The following is a 16,264-nucleotide window of genomic DNA, read 5'->3' as shown; positions in this document are numbered from 1 at the left end:
CAATGGGCTTCGATCAATAAACACGGGCTTTCGGCGCGATCTTCTTGAGGTCGATGCCGCCGTCGTTGTGACTGGTGAGTGGGTTTACGTGGACACCGCGATATCCCAGATCGGCCTTCATCGCGTCGCCCCTGAACCAGGTCAGCGAGTGCTTCCGCCAATTTTCATCGTCGCGATCGGGGAAATCCTCGTGCGCGTGGGCACCCCGGCTTTCCTTGCGGGCTTCGGCGGCGACCACGGTGGCCACGGCATTGGGCATCAGGTTGGCCAGTTCCAATGTCTCCATCAGGTCGGAGTTCCAGATCAGCGTGTTGTCCGTGACGGCGACATCCGACAGTTTGCCTGCGATATCCTCCATCTTGTCCTTGCCCTGGGCCAGGGTTTCGGAGGTGCGGAAGACGGCGGCGTCGTCCTGCATCGTCTTCTGCATTTCCAGACGCAGCTCGGCGGTGGCGACCTGACCGCGCGCGTGGCGCAGACCGTCGAAGCGGGCCAGTGCCATCTCGACCGAGCGCATGTTCGGCTCGGGAACGCGGGTCGATGGGTCGACGATTTCGCCAGCCCGGATCGCGGCGGCGCGGCCGAAGACCACGAGGTCAATCAGGGAGTTCGAGCCCAGACGGTTCGCACCGTGAACGGAGGCACAGCCCGCCTCGCCCACGGCCATCAGACCGGGCGCGACGTTATCGTCCTTGCCGTCAGACGGGGCCAGCACTTCGCCCCAGTAATTCGTCGGGATGCCACCCATATTGTAGTGGACCGTGGGCAGAACCGGCACAGGTTCCTTGGTGACATCGACGCCGGCGAAGATGCGCGCGCTCTCCGAAATGCCCGGCAGCCGCAAGGCCAGCGTTTCCGGCGGCAGGTGGCTGAGGTTCAGGTGAATATGGTCGCTGTCCTTGCCGACACCGCGCCCCTCGCGGATTTCCAGCGTCATGCAGCGCGATACCACGTCGCGCGACGCCAGATCCTTGTAGGTCGGGGCATAGCGTTCCATGAACCGCTCGCCCTCGGAATTGGTCAGGTATCCCCCCTCGCCGCGCGCGCCCTCGGTAATCAGGCAACCGGCGCCGTAAATGCCGGTCGGGTGGAACTGCACGAACTCCATGTCCTGCAACGGCAGGCCCGCACGCGCGACCATACCTCCGCCGTCGCCGGTGCAGGTATGGGCCGAGGTCGCCGAGAAATAGGCACGGCCATAACCGCCGGTTGCCAGCACCGTCATCTTGGCGCTGAACAGGTGCAGGGTGCCGTCGTCCAGCTTCCAGCAAAGCACGCCCTGACAGGTGCCGTCCTCCGACATGATCAGGTCGATCGCGAAATATTCGATGAAAAACTCGGCCTTCTGCTTCAGGCTCTGACCGTAGAGCGTGTGCAGGATCGCGTGGCCGGTACGGTCGGCGGCGGCGCAGGTGCGCTGCACCGGGGGGCCTTCGCCGAATTCGGTGGTGTGGCCGCCGAAGGGACGCTGGTAGATCTTGCCTTCTTCGGTGCGGGAGAACGGCACGCCGTAATGTTCCAGCTCATAAACCGCCTTGGGCGCTTCGCGGGCGAGGTATTCCATCGCATCGGTATCGCCAAGCCAGTCCGACCCCTTGACGGTGTCATACATGTGCCATTGCCAACTGTCGGGGCCCATGTTGCCAAGGCTGGCCGCGATGCCGCCCTGCGCGGCAACGGTGTGCGACCGGGTCGGGAATACCTTGGTCACGCAGGCGGTGCGCAGGCCCTGTTCGGCCATGCCGAGCGTCGCGCGCAGGCCGGCACCGCCGGCCCCCACCACGACCACATCATATTCATGCGTCTCGTATTCGTAAGCAGCCATCTGTCGTTCTCCTTACAGCGCCAGGCGGGCGATGGCGTAAACGCCCGCCAGCGCAGCAGCATAGCTGACACAGTTGGTCGCGACGATCATGAACTTGCGGGTCGAACCGGACACATAGTCCTCGATCAGAACCTGAACACCCTTGGCGAAGTGAACCCAACCCACAACCAGCGTCAACAGCGCAATCAATGCCGGAACGGGGCGGGAGTAATAAGCGACAATCTCTTCGTAGGTGCCGCCAAGAACCGTGCCGAACGTGAAAATGAACAAGGGGATCAGAACGACCAGCGCGATGGAAAGGATCGTCTGCTGCCAGTGATGCGTCGTGCCGGAGCCTGCGGCGCCAAGACCTTCGACGCGCTTGCGATCGGTGAGATATGCCATGTGTGCAGGCCCCTTACAGGATAGCGATGGTGATGAGTGTCAGCAGGATCGACCCGACGACCATGCCCCATCCCATCATTTCAGCGGTAGCAACGTCCAGCGCGCGGCCGGTGTCCCAGATCAGATGGCGGATCCCGCCCAGCAGATGATACCAGATCGCCCAGATAGAGCCGATGAACACCAGTTTACCGAACCACGAGGTCAGGAAAGCGTCGGCGGTCGCAAAGGCATCCGGCCCTGCGGCGGCGGCCACGAACCACCATGTGATCATCAGGGCCGCCACGATCAGCGCATTGCCCGATATCCGCATGAGGATCGAGGATATCGACGTCATCTGCGGGCGATAGATTTGCAGGTGCGGACTGAGCGGGCGATTGCCCCGGTTCACGTCGGCCATCGCGGACCTCCTTGGCTGCTGCGACCGGGACCGATGGAGTCGCCCAAGTCGTCGGATTGTTCTCGTTCGCCCGTAATCCTAGCGGATTTAACGGCGGAGTCACGGGGGCGCACGGTCGCAGACGCCGGAAATATCCCGAATACCTGCAATCCGTGATCACAGCTTGGTTGCCGTGATCACAAGAATTGCCGGAACCGTGGTCCGGATGCGCAGGTTTGAAGCCTGAACGTGCAAAAACGGGGTAAGTCATGTCGAAGTCACGCGAAACCGTCTGGGACGAATGGAGAGATCTGGTCAACATGGCCCCGAAGGAGCTGGAAGACTGGCTGGAAACGGAAGAAAGCAAATCGGTCGGTGCCGGCGAAGGCGAGTCCAAAGGTCACCGCTCGGGTCGTCGCATCGTCGAGATCCGACGCGCCACCAAGGACGACCTGACCGACGCCGACTGGGATCACATGGCCAAGGTCGTGGGCTTTATCAAACGGCATCTGGCACAGGGCGGCCCCGATAGCGGTGTCCGGACGTCAGCATGGCGTTATTCGCTGATGAACTGGGGACATGACCCGCTGAAATCCTGACGCTGGGGTCCGGCGCATCGGTTCCGTCAGTCACGTTTCCGACTTTTGTCCGGCGCCTGTTACCACGGTCAGCGCAGGGCATCCCGACGCAGCCCGGTGACCAGTTCGGCACAGATAACGATTCGATCATCGTACTGATAATAATAGGCATTGTCCTCTCCGCAGTTTTCGATGGTTACCGGCGTTGGACGCGGCAGTGCGATCTCCTTGTTCAGACGCGCGATGTCCGGGGCCAGCAGGCGCAGCGCCTTGCCGGTGGCGGCAACCCGCAGGCTGACGCCGCCTGTCCCGTCGGGTCGAAGATCATCAAGGATCGGTGTCCACGCGGAGCGCAGGGCGCGGGCATTCTCGATGCAGGCCCACTCTTCCTGGGGGGGCATTCCCAATGCGCGGGCATGATCGCCGCGCTCCGTCGGTTTCAGGCCGAACCACAGACAGATCGCGCGCGACATCCGCTGTGCGCCGGGCATGTATTCGGACCAGGGGTCGAATATTTCCCGCGCCGCCTCGGTCCGGCCAAGACGCGTCATATCGGTGATGATCTCGCGCATCTCGGTTTCGGAGTGCAGGCGGTCGGCGACCATCAGGCCAAAGCCATCCGCCGCCGTCTCCCCGGACCCGAACAGCGGCACACGCATCTGGTCTATCACGGCATGCCCGACCTCGTGATACAGTGTGAACCGCAGGTTGCTCAGCACGAAATCCGCCGCGGCGGGCGTGGCGGCCATCAGGCCCAGAAGCAGGGCAGCCGCTCGGATCATACGACGATCAGACCGCATTTCGCCCCGTCGAACAAGCCTCAGGCCGGTATCAGTGCCCAATAGTCGAGGTCCAGCAGGACGTCGGGCAGATATTTGCCGTCCTCGCCCCGCAATGCGAACGCCGCCCCCCGCGTCGCCACCAGCCGCAGGCGCAGCGCTGCAATGCCGGGCGCGACCTGAGCCCGGTCCAGCACCTCGGACCAGGCCCGCACGGTGTCGCCCGCAAAGCACGGGTTCGCATGAGCGCCGCCGTTGATCGCCGCGATCATCTGCGCGTTGGCCAACCCGTTGAACGACAGGGCACGCGCAAGACTGATGATATGGCCGCCATAGATCAGACGCCTGCCATCCTCGCGATGCGTGGCATCGAAATGCACCTTGGCCGTGTTCTGCCACAGGCGCGTGGCGAGCATATGCTCCGCCTCCTCGATGGTAACGCCGTCGACGTGGTCGATGCGCTCGCCGATCTCGTAATCGGCAGCGCGATGCGGCTCTCCGGCCAAGGCGAAATCGTAGCTGTCGAAGGTCAGTCCCTCGGGCACGATCAGGGCCTCGGGCGGAACGACGTCGGCCAGATCCGGGATCACCGTCTCCGGCGCGGGGGCATCCACGTCGCGCTTGCGGACCATGACCCAGCGCACATAGCTCAGCACCGGCTCATCCGACTGGTTCAGACCGGTGGTTCGAACCCAGACCACTCCGGATTTGCCGTTCGAATTCTGCTTGAGCCCGATCACCTCGGATTCCGACCGCAGCGTATCGCCCGGAAACACGGATTGCAGGAACCGGCCTTCGGCGTATCCAAGATTGGCCACGGCGTTCAGCGAAATGTCGGGGACGGTCTTGCCGAAAACCGTGTGGAACGTAATCAGATCGTCAATCGGACTGCCGTCCAGCCCGCACTCCAGCGCGAAGGCGTCCGACGACGCGACGGCGAATCGCTGAGGATAGAGCGCGGTGTATAGCGCCCGTTCCCCTTCCGCGACGGTCCGGGGGACGGCGTGACGAATGGTCTGGCCGATCGTGTAGTCTTCGAAGAAGCGGCCCGGATTGGTCTTGGTCATTGCGCTCCCAGCTTCATGTCGGGTGTGTACTCCGCATCGATGTTCTTGGTCACCGCCTGCGCGCACCGCATGACGTTCGTCGCCGGGTCGAAAGCATAGCAGGGGGATCCATGCAGAACCCATCCCTTGGCCAGTGCATCCGTGATCTTGTGACAGAATGCCGATGAATCCTCGGCAGTCAGCAGACGGTAGAGCGTGGACATATCAGCCTCCGAACGGGTTGACGCCAAGCCAGATATGGATGGCGATGGCGATGGACATGACAATCAGACCGATCACGAGAGCTTTCGCATCGCCCTTGATCGACACGTCGGCAGGACGGACCCATGTGGTGGTTCGGTTCAGCACGATCACTTCGGCAATTGCCCAGACGAGCAGCCCGCCAAACAGGACGATGGCCGACAGATCGCCGTTCACCAGTAGGTGCGCGACGGCCCAGACAATCACGGCAGACAGTTGCGGATGGCGCAGCCAGCCTGCGGTCGTGCCCTTGGCCGCGCCGACACCGAACAGGTAGAATGCCACCACCATCAAAAGGTAGTTGAGATGCCGCATGCCCGCTGGCGGTTCCCAGATCACAACGAAATCGGTCGCCCGGTATCCCATCACCATCAGCACGATGGCCAGGACGGACAGCGCCGCCACCAGCGCCTTGCCCGAAGCGCCCATCTTTGCGCGGACGGCAGGGGCCAGGCGTTTGAAGAAATGGGCCCCGGCCCAAAGGGCGAGACCGAGAATCAGAAGATACATGGTTCAGCTCTCCAATGCGGCAATCGCGGCCAGCTTTGCCAGTGTCCGGCGGGCCGTGTCCACATGAAGGTTCTCGATAATGCGCCCATCCAGCACGGCAACGCCCTTCCCTTCGGCGATCGCGGCGTCAAAGGCCGCAATCTGGCGCCGGGCCAGTTCGGCCTCGGCATCGGTCGGACCGAAGGCGGCATTGGCGATGGCGATCTGTGCAGGATGAATCAGCGTCTTGCCGTCCATCCCCAGGTCGCAGCCCTGTTCGCATTCGGCGCGCAGACCGTTGTCGTCCCTGAACGCATTGAAGACGCCGTCGACGCAGGGGATTCCTGCCGCCCGCGCCGCCAGCAGACAGGTCTGAAGCGCCGTCATCAGGGGCAGACGATCCGCCCGATCCCGGCAATTCAGGTCCTTGGCAAGATCGTTCGTGCCCATCACGAATCCCCCCATGCGGGGTGCACGGGCAATGGCGGCGGCGTTCAGAATACCCTCCGGTGTCTCCATCATCGCCCAGATCAGCGTCTCGCCGGTCAACTCTTTCGCAGCCGCAGCAACGTCCTCGGACGTGTTCACCTTGGGCAGCAGGATCGCGTCGGGTGCCAGTGGCGCGAACATCGCCAGGTCGTCGGCACCCCATTTGGTATCGGTTCCGTTAATGCGCACGATGCACTGACGCGGCGCGAAACCACCTGATTTCAGGGCATCCGCCAAAGTATTGCGGGCGCTTACCTTTTCGTCTGGTGCGACGGCATCTTCCAGATCGAAAATGATTGCATCGACCGGCAGCGTACGGGCCTTTTCCAGCGCCCGCAGCTTGGAGCCGGGAATATAAAGGACGGAGCGGACAGGACGGTCTGATTGGCGCATGACAAGGTCTCCTTGGCGTCGCTTCGAAGCACCATGCGCAACGAATGACAAGAGTTTTTGCCATCCGTCGCACGAATCGTTCGCCTGTGCCTGCTGCTTCGCGGCGTGGCGGGGCGTCCGACCGTTAACCGTTTATTCGCAGGTTTCAGGCAGCTTCCCTGACATCACTTCGGGCCAAACGACCTGGCCGCCAATGGATGAGATGGCCCGGCAGCTTTCTCGTTCCTGTCACGGCCGGTCATCGCCACGAAAGGAATGCGATATGACCAAGACCCAGTTGATGATGTCCCTTTACGCCACACTGATCGGCGCGGCCCTGGCCCTGTTCGCCCTGCCCGCGCATGCCCAACAGGGCGCGCAACAGGCCGCCTGCGGGCCGCGCGGTGATATGGTCGCGAAACTTTCCAGTCAGTTCGGTGAAACCCGTCGCGGCATCGGCATCGGGAAGAAAAACCGCGTCCTCGAGGTTTTCGCGTCCGAGGCGACGGGCACGTGGACGATCACCGTGACACTGACCGACGGGCGCATGTGCCTTGTCGCGTCCGGTCAGGCCTGGGAAGATCGGATGGACGATCTGGCCTATCTGGCCGACGCCGAAACCTGATCGCGGGCGCATGGCCCCCTGGCCCGACCGGCAAGGGTCGGGTCGTTCGCCCCCGCGCCAACACAGCAGCGTTGATCACAGCAACCGCGCACCCTTGCGCTTGGGGGCGCGCATCCGCTACGCCTCCGCCGGATTCATGCGGACATATCGGAGACAGACATGGCCCGACCCAAGATCGCTCTCATCGGTGCCGGACAGATCGGCGGCACGCTCGCCCATCTGGTCGCCCTCAAGGAACTGGGGGACGTCGTCCTCTTCGACATCAGCGAAGGCACGCCGCAGGGCAAGGCCCTCGACCTTGCCGAATCCGGCCCGGTCGAGAAGTTCGACGTCAAACTGCGCGGCACCAACGATTATGCAGATATCGCGGGTGCAGACGTCTGCATCGTCACCGCTGGCGTGCCGCGCAAGCCGGGCATGTCGCGCGACGACCTGCTGGGCATCAACCTCAAGGTCATGAAGGCCGTGGGTGAAGGCATCCGCGACAATGCCCCCGACGCCTTCGTCATCTGCATCACCAACCCGCTCGACGCTATGGTCTGGGCGTTGCGCGAATTCTCGGGCCTGCCGCATGAAAAGGTGGTCGGCATGGCCGGGGTCCTCGATTCGGCCCGTTTCCGTCACTTCCTGGCGGAGGAATTCGACGTCTCGATGCGTGATGTCACCGCGTTCGTTCTGGGTGGACACGGCGACACGATGGTGCCGCTGGCGCGTTATTCCACGGTCGGCGGCATTCCCCTGCCCGATCTGGTCGAGATGGGTTGGACGAGCCAGGAGAAACTCGACGCGATCATTCAGCGCACCCGTGACGGCGGTGCGGAAATCGTCGGCCTGCTCAAGACCGGCTCGGCGTTCTATGCCCCGGCGTCCTCCGCAATCGAGATGGCAGAAGCCTATCTCAAGGATCAGAAGCGCCTGTTGCCCTGTGCAGCCTATGTCGATGGCGCGCTTGGGTTGAACGGCATGTATGTCGGCGTTCCGACAGTGATTGGGGCGGGCGGAATCGAGCGCATCGTCGATATCAGGATGACCCGCGACGAGCAGGCGATGTTCGACAAATCGGTAGATGCCGTGAAGGGTCTGGTCGAGGCCTGCAAGGCAATAGACCCCAGCCTGACCTGAGTCACACGCCTTGCGCGCCCTCGGCAGGGCGCGCAAGATACGTCGATGGATTTCACTCCCTCTTCCGATCCCGACAGCCGCGGTTACGTCTTCGCGACCACGGGGCCCGATTACACGGCCCTTGCCACGCGTTCGGCGACCATGTTGCGCGGCATCGTCGGTGACACGCCCATTGACCTCTTTACGGACCAACCTTCGCTCGAAGGGCCATTCGATGCCGTACATTCCCTGGGGGACGGATTTTTCCGTCCCAAGTTCGACGCGCTGATCCGATCAAGGTTTGCGCGGACGATCTATCTTGACGCCGACATCTGGCCTGTTGCCGATCCTTCGGACATCTTCGACCTGCTCGACCGGTTCGATGTGGCCATGGCGCATGACCCCTACCGCGCCACCGAACATGCGACCACGACGTGGCGACAGAACTTGCCCACCGCGTTTCCGCAGTACAACTCCGGCGTGATCGGCGCGCGGCAAACGCCCGCGACCCAAGCCACTTGGCAAGCCGTAATCGATGGCATTCTCGCGGATGCCGTGCCCCGTGATCAGGGTGTGCTGCGCGAAGTGCTTTGGACCGGGAACCTGCGCATTGCCACTCTACCCGAGGAATATAACCTCATGGGCCTGCGCGCACTAAACACCTTGTCGTCTGACTGCGCCGCACCGCGCCTGATCCATTCGCCGCGCCTGCATGCGACTTTTCGCAAGCGCAAAGCTCCGATCGACACGCTTTCCGACCTGTTGGGTCGGACGGCTGCCGAGCAAGTGGCGCGCCTCGTGGCGTCCGACCCCACGCTCGGCGGCGACGGCGCGCGGGTCCGACCGCTCATCCGGCGCGGGATAATGGAAATCCTGTCGCGTCCTCTTGGCCTTGTGCGAGGACGATTCCAGCGCTGAAAGTTTCGGAGCGGCTGTATGAGAACGGCCATCTCTTTTGTCTAAGGTATGATACGCAGACAAACACCATAGCCACATTGTGATCACACCCCGCATACATGTGATCACAAATGTGCATTATGCGGCTGAAATCCGCACAATTGCCGATATACCCGTTTTATTGCCAACCGGGGCATGGCAAGGCGATGCCCAAGCTTCATTGACCCAGCGGGGGCGCATCCCATGAATATCCACGAATATCAGGCCAAGGCGCTGCTGCGCGAATACGGGGCTCCCGTCAGCGAAGGTGTGCCGGTCACCAAGGCGGCGGATGCCAAGGACGCGGCAAGTCAGCTCGATGGACCGCTTTGGGTTGTGAAGGCGCAGATCCATGCCGGTGGACGCGGCAAGGGTAAGTTCAAGGAGGCCGATGCCGGCGAGAAAGGCGGCGTTCGCCTGACCAAATCCGTTCAGGAAGCCGCCGAGGAAGCCAAGAAAATGCTGGGCCGCACCCTGATCACGCACCAGACCGGCCCGGCGGGCAAGCAGGTCAACCGCATCTATATCGAAGACGGCTCCGACATCGCGCGCGAACTGTACCTGGCGCTGCTGGTCGATCGTCAAACCAGCCGAATCGGTTTCGTCTGCTCCACCGAGGGTGGCATGGACATCGAGGAAGTCGCCGCCAACACGCCTGACAAGATCGTCAGCTTCAGCGTCGATCCGGCCACCGGCTATCAGCCCTTTCACGGCCGTCGTATCGCCTTTTCGCTGGGGCTGGAGGGCGCGCAGGTCAAGCAGTGCGTGCAGTTGATGGGCAACCTCTACAAAGCCTTCACCGAGAAGGACATGGAGATGCTGGAGATCAACCCGTTGATCGTGACCGACACCGGCACGCTCAAGGTGCTGGACGCCAAGGTCAGCTTCGACGGCAACGCGATGTACCGTCACAAGGACATCGCCGAGTTGCGCGATGAAACCGAGGAGGACCCCAAGGAACTCGCCGCCTCCAAATACGACCTGAACTATATCGCGCTGGACGGTGAAATCGGTTGCATGGTCAATGGTGCAGGCCTTGCCATGGCGACGATGGACATCATCAAGCTGTATGGCGCGGAGCCCGCCAACTTTCTCGACGTGGGCGGCGGCGCGACCAAGGAAAAGGTGACCGAGGCGTTCAAGATCATCACCTCCGATCCGCAGGTGAAGGGCATTCTGGTCAATATCTTCGGCGGCATCATGCGCTGCGACGTCATCGCCGAAGGCGTGGTCGCCGCCGTCAAGGAAGTCGGCCTCAAGGTGCCGCTGGTCGTCCGGCTGGAAGGCACCAACGTCAAGGAAGGCAAGGCGATCATCAACGAGTCCGGTCTGGACGTCGTGGCCGCCGACGACCTGAAGGACGGGGCCCAGAAGATCGTGAAGGCGGTCAAGGGTTAGGAAAGACCGGGTGCCGCTCCTCCGCTCCCTCGTGGTTGCCACTATGATGGCTGCGCCCGTTACAGCTTCTGCGCAGGCTGGTGACGATACGATATTCGCCGCCTTCGCAGCGAACTGTCTGTCGCCTTATCTGACAGCGGATCAGGCCGTCGACAGGATTGGCAGGACCGGTGCGCGCCTCGATTACTACGACCGCGCGCCCGCTTCGGACGTCGCCCCGTCGCAAGTCGCGCGCGGCACCGATCAACGCCCCGTCACCCCCGGCACCGACCGCCGCTGCGACGTCGCATTCGATGGCGACCATGGCATGGCGGCGGCAGAGGCGGCGATCCGAACACTGGCGTCCGAGGGCATCCGGACGCTGGCCCCCCTGCCCGAAACCCATGCGGCCGCCGCGCTGCCCGGTACGACCCTGCTGGCGGCCCGCGCCCTGAACCCGGCGCGCGTCGCGGTCGTCCACACCGGCACGCGCCCCGGCCCCACCGGTCCCGAGACGTTCCTGTCGGTCGAACGCCTGACCCCGGACGCCAGCCGCGAGGCGATGAAATGAAACGCGCGCTGCTTCTCCTGCTGACATTGGCCGGATGCGCTTCCACGGGGCCGAACGGCTTCGGTCCCGGCGTGTCGGACATCGCGGCACAGCGCGTGCGCTTCGCCGCCGAAGCCGTCTGCCTGAACAACCGGACCCTCCGCACGCAGGACGCTGCGGCGCGGGCGCTGAATTTTCCGGTCCGCGAACGCGACGGCGACTCCATCGTCTATGCCAACCCCGGCACGCTGACGTTCATCCGCATCGGCCCGGCACCGGATCAGAGCTTTACCGACGATCAGGGCCAGCGCCAGATCGTGAGCGGCACCGGCTGTTCCGTCGGATCGCCCGCGGTCGGCACCGCGACAGCCAATCGTCTGACCGGGGAAATACTGGCGCCGCGCCTGGTCGACGGCAGCGATACCTTGCTGGCCCCGCGCGGGGCGGGCCGCAATCCGGACGGCGGCGTCGGATTCTTCTTCGATAACCTGTCGGTGACCCTGCCGCTTGCGCGCACCACGTTTGTCGACCCCGAAACGGGCGAAGGAGTCGCCTTCGACCACCCCGTCATCCTTATCGTTCATAACTGACCAGCCGGAGGCCCCATGGCCATTCTCATCGACAAAGACACCAAGGTGATCTGCCAGGGCCTGACCGGCTCGCAGGGGACATTCCACACCGAACAGGCAATTGCCTATGGCACGAAAATGGTCGGCGGCGTGACACCCGGCAAAGGGGGGCAGACGCGTCTGGGCCTGCCGGTCTTCGACAGCTCCCACGAAGCGGTCGCCCACACCGGCGCGACGGCCAGCGTGATCTACGTCCCGCCCCCCTTCGCCGCCGATTCCATCCTCGAGGCCATCGACGCCGAAATTCCGCTGGTCGTCTGCATCACCGAAGGCATCCCGGTGCTCGACATGACGCGCGTCAAACGCGCGCTGGACGGTTCGAAAACCCGGCTGATCGGTCCGAACTGCCCCGGTGTCATCACGCCCGGCGAATGCAAGATAGGCATCATGCCGGGTCACATCCACAAACGCGGGTCGGTCGGGGTCGTATCCCGCTCCGGCACACTGACCTATGAGGCAGTCAAACAGACGACCGACATGGGGCTGGGCCAGTCGACCGCCGTGGGCATCGGTGGCGACCCGATCAAGGGGACCGAGCACATCGATGTGCTGGAAATGTTCCTCGCTGATCCAGAAACGCACTCGATCATCATGATCGGCGAGATCGGCGGTACGGCGGAAGAGGAAGCCGCGCAGTTTCTGGCCGACGAACGCAGGGCCGGCCGCTGGAAGCCGACCGCCGGTTTCATCGCCGGGCGCACCGCCCCTCCGGGTCGCCGCATGGGCCACGCCGGCGCCATCGTCGCGGGCGGCAAGGGTGACGCGGAATCGAAGATCGAGGCCATGAAATCGGCTGGCATCGTCGTCGCCGACAGCCCGGCGACGCTGGGCGAAGCGGTGAAGGACGCGATCGGGTGACGTGATCCATCGACCCCGACTGGAGTGACGGCATGAGAACCGCCGAACAAAGCGAAAAAGGCTGCGCCCGCCCCGGCGGGATCGTTCGGACCCGGCGCAATGGCGGGCATCGTGCGATCGCGTTCGGCGTCTTCGCTTCGATGCTTTTCATCACGCCCGCTGCCGCCGACATCGCGACGGCCTGCGCCGGGACGAGCACATTCCCCGACGCCGTCACCCAGCTTGAATCCGAGGGCTGGACCGTCCTGACCCGCGATTCCGACCTGACAGAGGCGCAGGTCGATGCCCTCGCCTGGACCCTGATGACCGGCTATCTGGCCGGGGATGACGGCGGCGAGGACATTGCCACCCTGCTCGATCTGCAACGCCGGTCCGCGCCCGGCCTGCTGGCCCGGCGGGATACCGATACGACGAAATCCCGCGTTCTGACCGACGACGATGGCGTCCTGACCATCGTCCAGACCCGCACCCTCCCCGGACGGGTCGAGCGGATCTGCCGATTTGCCACGACAGGGAACGCGGCTGCGGATGCGCCCGTTGGTCTGACGATAATCAACACCACCGAGGTCGACGGCGCGCCCGAAACCCTTGCCGAAATCGCAACCGTCCTCACCGAGGAAACGAAGCCATGACCGACCAATCCGACAACGACGTCTTCCGCTCCACCAGTTTCATGCAGGGGCATAACGCGGAATACCTCGAACAGATGTATGCCCGCTACGCCAATGATCCGACCGCCGTGGACGAGACGTGGAAGCAGTTCTTCGCCGCCATGGGCGACGAGGGCGAGGTCGCACAGGCCGAGGCCGCCGGGCCAAGCTGGGCGCGCACCGACTGGCCGCCGGTGCCGGGCGACGATCTGACCGCGGCGCTGACCGGCGAATGGCCGGAGGAACCAGAGGGCAAGGCGGCTGGCGACAAGATCAAGGCCAAGGCGGCGCAGGCCGGCGCGGCCCCCTCCGACGATCAGATCAAGCGCGCCGTGCTGGACTCCATCCGCGCCATCATGCTGATCCGGGCCTATCGCATTCGCGGCCATCTGGCCGCCGACCTGGACCCGCTGGGCATGCGCAACGACGTGCCCCACCCCGAACTGGACCCCCGGTCCTACGGCTTCACCGATGCCGACATGGACCGCCCGATCTTCATCGACAACGTGTTGGGGCTGGAGGTCGCGACCCTCAACCAGATCATCGCGATCCTGAAGCGGACGTATTGTGGCACCTTCGCGCTGCAATACATGCACATTTCCGACCCCGAACAGTCCGGCTGGCTGAAGGAACGCATCGAGGGTCTGGGCAAGGAGATCGAGTTCACCCAGAACGGCAGGCGCGCCATCCTCAACAAGCTGGTCGAGGCCGAGGGCTTCGAGAAATACCTGCACGTCAAATACATGGGAACCAAGCGGTTCGGCCTGGACGGGGGCGAGGCGCTGATCCCCGCGATGGAACAGATCATCAAGCGCGGTGGGCAACTGGGCCTGTCGGATATCGTGATTGGAATGCCGCACCGGGGTCGCCTGTCTGTCCTCGCGAACGTGATGAACAAGCCCTACAAGGCGATCTTCAACGAGTTTCAGGGCGGCAGCTTCAAACCCGAGGACGTCGACGGATCGGGCGACGTGAAATATCACCTCGGCGCGTCGTCGGACCGCGAATTCGACGGTAACACCGTGCATCTGTCGCTGACCGCGAACCCCTCCCACCTCGAAGCGGTCAACCCCGTCGTTCTGGGCAAGGTCCGCGCCAAACAGGATCAGATCGGCGACACCAGCCGCAAGAAGGTCGCGGGCCTTTTGCTGCACGGCGATGCGGCCTTTGCCGGTCAGGGCGTGGTGGCGGAATGTTTCGCCCTCTCGGGCGTGCGCGGTCACCGCACCGGCGGCACCATCCATATCGTCGTGAACAACCAGATCGGGTTCACGACCGCGCCGCACTTCTCGCGCTCCAGTCCCTATCCCACCGACAACGCGCTGGTGGTCGAGGCGCCGATCTTCCACGTCAACGGCGACGACCCGGAGGCGGTCGTCCACGCCGCCCGCGTCGCCATCGAGTTCCGGCAGAAGTTCGGCAAGGACGTCGTGCTCGACATCTTCTGCTATCGCCGCTTCGGCCATAACGAGGGGGACGAGCCGATGTTCACCAACCCCCTGATGTACAAGCAGATCAAACAGCAGAAAACGACGCTGACGCTCTATACCGAGCGGCTGGTCAAGGACGGACTGATCCCCGAGGGCGAAATCGAGGACATGAAATCCGCCTTCCAGGACAAGCTGGCCGAGGAATTCGAGGCCGGGCGCGACTACAAGCCCAACAAGGCCGACTGGCTGGACGGGCGCTGGTCGCATCTGGATCGCCGGAAAGAGGACGATTACATCCGCGGTGAAACCGCGATCCCCGAAGCGACCTACACGGAGGTCGGTGCGGCCGTGTCGGCGGCACCCGATGGCTTTCCGCTGCACAGGACCATCGGTCGCCTGCTGGATGCCAAGGCCGAGATGTTCAAGACCGGTGCGAACTTCGACTGGGCCACCGCCGAAGCGCTGGCGTTCGGGTCGCTGCTGACCGAGGGCTACAGGGTCCGCCTGTCGGGGCAGGACAGCACGCGCGGCACCTTCAGCCAGCGTCATTCGTCCTTCGTCAACCAGCAGACCGAGGAACGCTATTACCCCCTCAACCACATCCGCGAAGGGCAGGCGCACTTCGAAGTCATCGATTCCGCCCTGTCGGAATACGCGGTGCTGGGGTTTGAGTATGGCTACTCGCTGGCCGAACCCAACGCCCTGACCATGTGGGAAGCGCAGTTCGGCGACTTCGCCAACGGTGCGCAGATCATGTTCGATCAGTTCATCAGTTCCGGCGAGTCCAAATGGCTCCGCATGTCGGGCCTCGTCTGCCTTCTGCCGCACGGCTACGAAGGTCAGGGGCCGGAGCATTCGTCGGCTCGTCTGGAACGCTTCCTGCAGCAATGCGGCTCCGACAACTGGATCGTGGCAAACTGCACCACGCCCGCCAACTACTTCCACATCCTGCGTCGTCAGCTGCACCGCGACTTCCGCAAGCCGCTGATCCTGATGACCCCGAAATCGCTGTTGCGTCACAAGATGGCGGTCTCGAAGAAGGAGGAATTCACCCTCGGCTCCTCCTTCCACCGCGTCCTCTGGGACGATGCGCAGCACGGCAATTCGGACACGGAACTGGTCGCCGACGACAAGATCAAGCGCGTCATCGTCTGTTCGGGCAAGGTCTACTTCGACCTGCTGGAAGAGCGCGATGCGCGTGGCATCACCGATGTCTATATCCTGCGGCTGGAGCAGTTCTATCCGTTCCCGGCCCTGTCGATGGTCAACGAGCTGCAACGCTTCCTGAAGGCCGAAATCGTCTGGTGTCAGGAAGAGCCCAAGAACCAGGGCGGCTGGACATTCGTCGAGCCGAACATCGAATGGGTGCTGACCCGTATCGGCGCCAGCCATACCCGCCCCCGTTATGTCGGTCGCGCCGCCAGCGCGTCGCCCGCGACGGGCCTCGCCAGTCAGCATAAATCCCAACAGGCAGCGCTCGTCGACGAAGCGCTGAGCACGGAGTAACCC

General features: G+C 63.6%; 18 protein-coding genes. 10 read left to right on the top strand and 8 right to left on the bottom strand.

Annotated features, from left to right (window positions below):
- Nucleotides 1-13 precede the first annotated feature (13 nt).
- Genes sdhA through sdhC form a run of 3 tightly spaced genes read right to left on the bottom strand, consistent with a single transcriptional unit; the run spans nucleotide 14 to nucleotide 2,606 of the window.
- The gene (gene sdhA / locus BMY38_RS04550; RefSeq protein ID WP_092760155.1) at nucleotides 14-1,825 is read right to left on the bottom strand and encodes a succinate dehydrogenase flavoprotein subunit; all 1,812 of its coding nucleotides are present in this window, start codon (nucleotides 1,823-1,825) and stop codon (nucleotides 14-16) included.
- A gap of 12 nt (nucleotides 1,826-1,837) precedes the next feature.
- A complete protein-coding gene (gene sdhD / locus BMY38_RS04545) occupies nucleotides 1,838-2,209 on the bottom strand; it encodes a succinate dehydrogenase, hydrophobic membrane anchor protein (RefSeq protein WP_092760153.1) in 372 nt (123 codons plus the stop codon).
- Between the two features lie 13 nt (nucleotides 2,210-2,222).
- Nucleotides 2,223-2,606: a succinate dehydrogenase, cytochrome b556 subunit gene (gene sdhC / locus BMY38_RS04540; RefSeq protein ID WP_092760151.1), complete on the bottom strand. Its 384-nt coding sequence runs from the start codon at nucleotides 2,604-2,606 to the stop codon at nucleotides 2,223-2,225.
- A gap of 248 nt (nucleotides 2,607-2,854) precedes the next feature.
- Here sdhC and BMY38_RS04535 point away from each other — a divergent pair, with 248 nt between their 5' ends.
- Complete coding sequence (locus tag BMY38_RS04535) at nucleotides 2,855-3,184, top strand: DUF3140 domain-containing protein (protein WP_092760149.1); 330 nt, start codon at nucleotides 2,855-2,857, stop codon at nucleotides 3,182-3,184.
- A 68-nt stretch (nucleotides 3,185-3,252) separates the two neighbouring features.
- On the opposite strand, the gene BMY38_RS04530 is transcribed toward BMY38_RS04535, so the two are convergent.
- Genes BMY38_RS04530 through BMY38_RS04510 form a run of 5 tightly spaced genes read right to left on the bottom strand, consistent with a single transcriptional unit; the run spans nucleotide 3,253 to nucleotide 6,620 of the window.
- Nucleotides 3,253-3,945 carry a DUF4344 domain-containing metallopeptidase gene (locus BMY38_RS04530; RefSeq protein ID WP_175495766.1) on the bottom strand — a complete coding sequence of 231 codons (693 nt, stop codon included), beginning with the start codon at nucleotides 3,943-3,945 and terminating at the stop codon, nucleotides 3,253-3,255.
- 38 nt (nucleotides 3,946-3,983) lie between these two features.
- Nucleotides 3,984-5,009 carry a MaoC family dehydratase gene (locus tag BMY38_RS04525; protein WP_092760145.1) on the bottom strand — a complete coding sequence of 342 codons (1,026 nt, stop codon included), beginning with the start codon at nucleotides 5,007-5,009 and terminating at the stop codon, nucleotides 3,984-3,986.
- Nucleotides 5,006-5,212 (bottom strand): DUF1737 domain-containing protein, encoded by a 207-nt coding sequence (locus BMY38_RS04520; RefSeq protein WP_092760143.1) that lies wholly within the window; start codon nucleotides 5,210-5,212, stop codon nucleotides 5,006-5,008. Before BMY38_RS04520 ends, BMY38_RS04525 begins: the two co-directional genes overlap by 4 nt.
- Before the next feature lies 1 nt (nucleotide 5,213).
- On the bottom strand, nucleotides 5,214-5,759 hold the full coding sequence (locus BMY38_RS04515) for an NnrU family protein (RefSeq protein ID WP_092760141.1): 546 nt from the start codon (nucleotides 5,757-5,759) through the stop codon (nucleotides 5,214-5,216).
- A gap of 3 nt (nucleotides 5,760-5,762) precedes the next feature.
- Nucleotides 5,763-6,620: an HpcH/HpaI aldolase/citrate lyase family protein gene (locus BMY38_RS04510; RefSeq protein ID WP_092760139.1), complete on the bottom strand. Its 858-nt coding sequence runs from the start codon at nucleotides 6,618-6,620 to the stop codon at nucleotides 5,763-5,765.
- Between the two features lie 262 nt (nucleotides 6,621-6,882).
- On the opposite strand from BMY38_RS04510, the gene BMY38_RS04505 reads away from it, so the two are divergent.
- From BMY38_RS04505 to BMY38_RS04465, 9 genes are all read left to right on the top strand, one after another.
- Nucleotides 6,883-7,224 (top strand): hypothetical protein, encoded by a 342-nt coding sequence (locus BMY38_RS04505; protein WP_175495765.1) that lies wholly within the window; start codon nucleotides 6,883-6,885, stop codon nucleotides 7,222-7,224.
- 159 nt (nucleotides 7,225-7,383) lie between these two features.
- Nucleotides 7,384-8,346, top strand: coding sequence for a malate dehydrogenase (mdh, locus tag BMY38_RS04500; RefSeq protein WP_092760137.1), 963 nt, complete (start codon nucleotides 7,384-7,386; stop codon nucleotides 8,344-8,346).
- Nucleotides 8,347-8,391: 45 nt separating this feature from the next.
- Complete coding sequence (locus BMY38_RS04495) at nucleotides 8,392-9,243, top strand: putative nucleotide-diphospho-sugar transferase (protein WP_092760135.1); 852 nt, start codon at nucleotides 8,392-8,394, stop codon at nucleotides 9,241-9,243.
- Between the two features lie 222 nt (nucleotides 9,244-9,465).
- The gene (sucC, locus tag BMY38_RS04490; protein WP_092760133.1) at nucleotides 9,466-10,659 is read left to right on the top strand and encodes an ADP-forming succinate--CoA ligase subunit beta; all 1,194 of its coding nucleotides are present in this window, start codon (nucleotides 9,466-9,468) and stop codon (nucleotides 10,657-10,659) included.
- A 10-nt stretch (nucleotides 10,660-10,669) separates the two neighbouring features.
- A complete protein-coding gene (locus BMY38_RS04485) occupies nucleotides 10,670-11,209 on the top strand; it encodes a succinyl-CoA synthetase subunit beta (protein ID WP_139204651.1) in 540 nt (179 codons plus the stop codon).
- Nucleotides 11,206-11,778, top strand: a complete 573-nt coding sequence (locus BMY38_RS04480) for a hypothetical protein (RefSeq protein WP_092760129.1) — start codon at nucleotides 11,206-11,208, stop codon at nucleotides 11,776-11,778. Before BMY38_RS04485 ends, BMY38_RS04480 begins: the two co-directional genes overlap by 4 nt.
- Before the next feature lie 15 nt (nucleotides 11,779-11,793).
- Nucleotides 11,794-12,675 (top strand): succinate--CoA ligase subunit alpha, encoded by an 882-nt coding sequence (gene sucD / locus BMY38_RS04475; protein ID WP_092760127.1) that lies wholly within the window; start codon nucleotides 11,794-11,796, stop codon nucleotides 12,673-12,675.
- 32 nt (nucleotides 12,676-12,707) lie between these two features.
- Nucleotides 12,708-13,307: a hypothetical protein gene (locus BMY38_RS04470; RefSeq protein WP_092760125.1), complete on the top strand. Its 600-nt coding sequence runs from the start codon at nucleotides 12,708-12,710 to the stop codon at nucleotides 13,305-13,307.
- Nucleotides 13,304-16,261, top strand: coding sequence for a 2-oxoglutarate dehydrogenase E1 component (locus BMY38_RS04465; RefSeq protein ID WP_092760123.1), 2,958 nt, complete (start codon nucleotides 13,304-13,306; stop codon nucleotides 16,259-16,261). Before BMY38_RS04470 ends, BMY38_RS04465 begins: the two co-directional genes overlap by 4 nt.
- Nucleotides 16,262-16,264 lie beyond the last annotated feature (3 nt).

The sequence above is a fragment of the Jannaschia helgolandensis genome, from assembly GCF_900109285.1.
In the GTDB taxonomy this organism is placed as follows: domain Bacteria; phylum Pseudomonadota; class Alphaproteobacteria; order Rhodobacterales; family Rhodobacteraceae; genus Jannaschia; species Jannaschia helgolandensis.
Note: the sequence above shows the minus strand (reverse complement) of the source record. Positions and strands in the feature narration are given on the sequence as shown.

Bases quoted from the DNA above. Each gene is read 5' to 3' on its own strand.
- sdhA (WP_092760155.1), bottom strand. From the start codon at position 1,825: ATGGCTGCTTACGAATACGAGACGCATGAATATGATGTGGTCGTGGTG.
- sdhD (WP_092760153.1), bottom strand. From the start codon at position 2,209: ATGGCATATCTCACCGATCGCAAGCGCGTCGAAGGTCTTGGCGCCGCA.
- sdhC (WP_092760151.1), bottom strand. From the start codon at position 2,606: ATGGCCGACGTGAACCGGGGCAATCGCCCGCTCAGTCCGCACCTGCAA.
- BMY38_RS04535 (WP_092760149.1), top strand. From the start codon at position 2,855: ATGTCGAAGTCACGCGAAACCGTCTGGGACGAATGGAGAGATCTGGTC.
- BMY38_RS04530 (WP_175495766.1), bottom strand. From the start codon at position 3,945: ATGATCCGAGCGGCTGCCCTGCTTCTGGGCCTGATGGCCGCCACGCCC.
- BMY38_RS04525 (WP_092760145.1), bottom strand. From the start codon at position 5,009: ATGACCAAGACCAATCCGGGCCGCTTCTTCGAAGACTACACGATCGGC.
- BMY38_RS04520 (WP_092760143.1), bottom strand. From the start codon at position 5,212: ATGTCCACGCTCTACCGTCTGCTGACTGCCGAGGATTCATCGGCATTC.
- BMY38_RS04515 (WP_092760141.1), bottom strand. From the start codon at position 5,759: ATGTATCTTCTGATTCTCGGTCTCGCCCTTTGGGCCGGGGCCCATTTC.
- BMY38_RS04510 (WP_092760139.1), bottom strand. From the start codon at position 6,620: ATGCGCCAATCAGACCGTCCTGTCCGCTCCGTCCTTTATATTCCCGGC.
- BMY38_RS04505 (WP_175495765.1), top strand. From the start codon at position 6,883: ATGACCAAGACCCAGTTGATGATGTCCCTTTACGCCACACTGATCGGC.
- mdh (WP_092760137.1), top strand. From the start codon at position 7,384: ATGGCCCGACCCAAGATCGCTCTCATCGGTGCCGGACAGATCGGCGGC.
- BMY38_RS04495 (WP_092760135.1), top strand. From the start codon at position 8,392: ATGGATTTCACTCCCTCTTCCGATCCCGACAGCCGCGGTTACGTCTTC.
- sucC (WP_092760133.1), top strand. From the start codon at position 9,466: ATGAATATCCACGAATATCAGGCCAAGGCGCTGCTGCGCGAATACGGG.
- BMY38_RS04480 (WP_092760129.1), top strand. From the start codon at position 11,206: ATGAAACGCGCGCTGCTTCTCCTGCTGACATTGGCCGGATGCGCTTCC.
- sucD (WP_092760127.1), top strand. From the start codon at position 11,794: ATGGCCATTCTCATCGACAAAGACACCAAGGTGATCTGCCAGGGCCTG.
- BMY38_RS04470 (WP_092760125.1), top strand. From the start codon at position 12,708: ATGAGAACCGCCGAACAAAGCGAAAAAGGCTGCGCCCGCCCCGGCGGG.
- BMY38_RS04465 (WP_092760123.1), top strand. From the start codon at position 13,304: ATGACCGACCAATCCGACAACGACGTCTTCCGCTCCACCAGTTTCATG.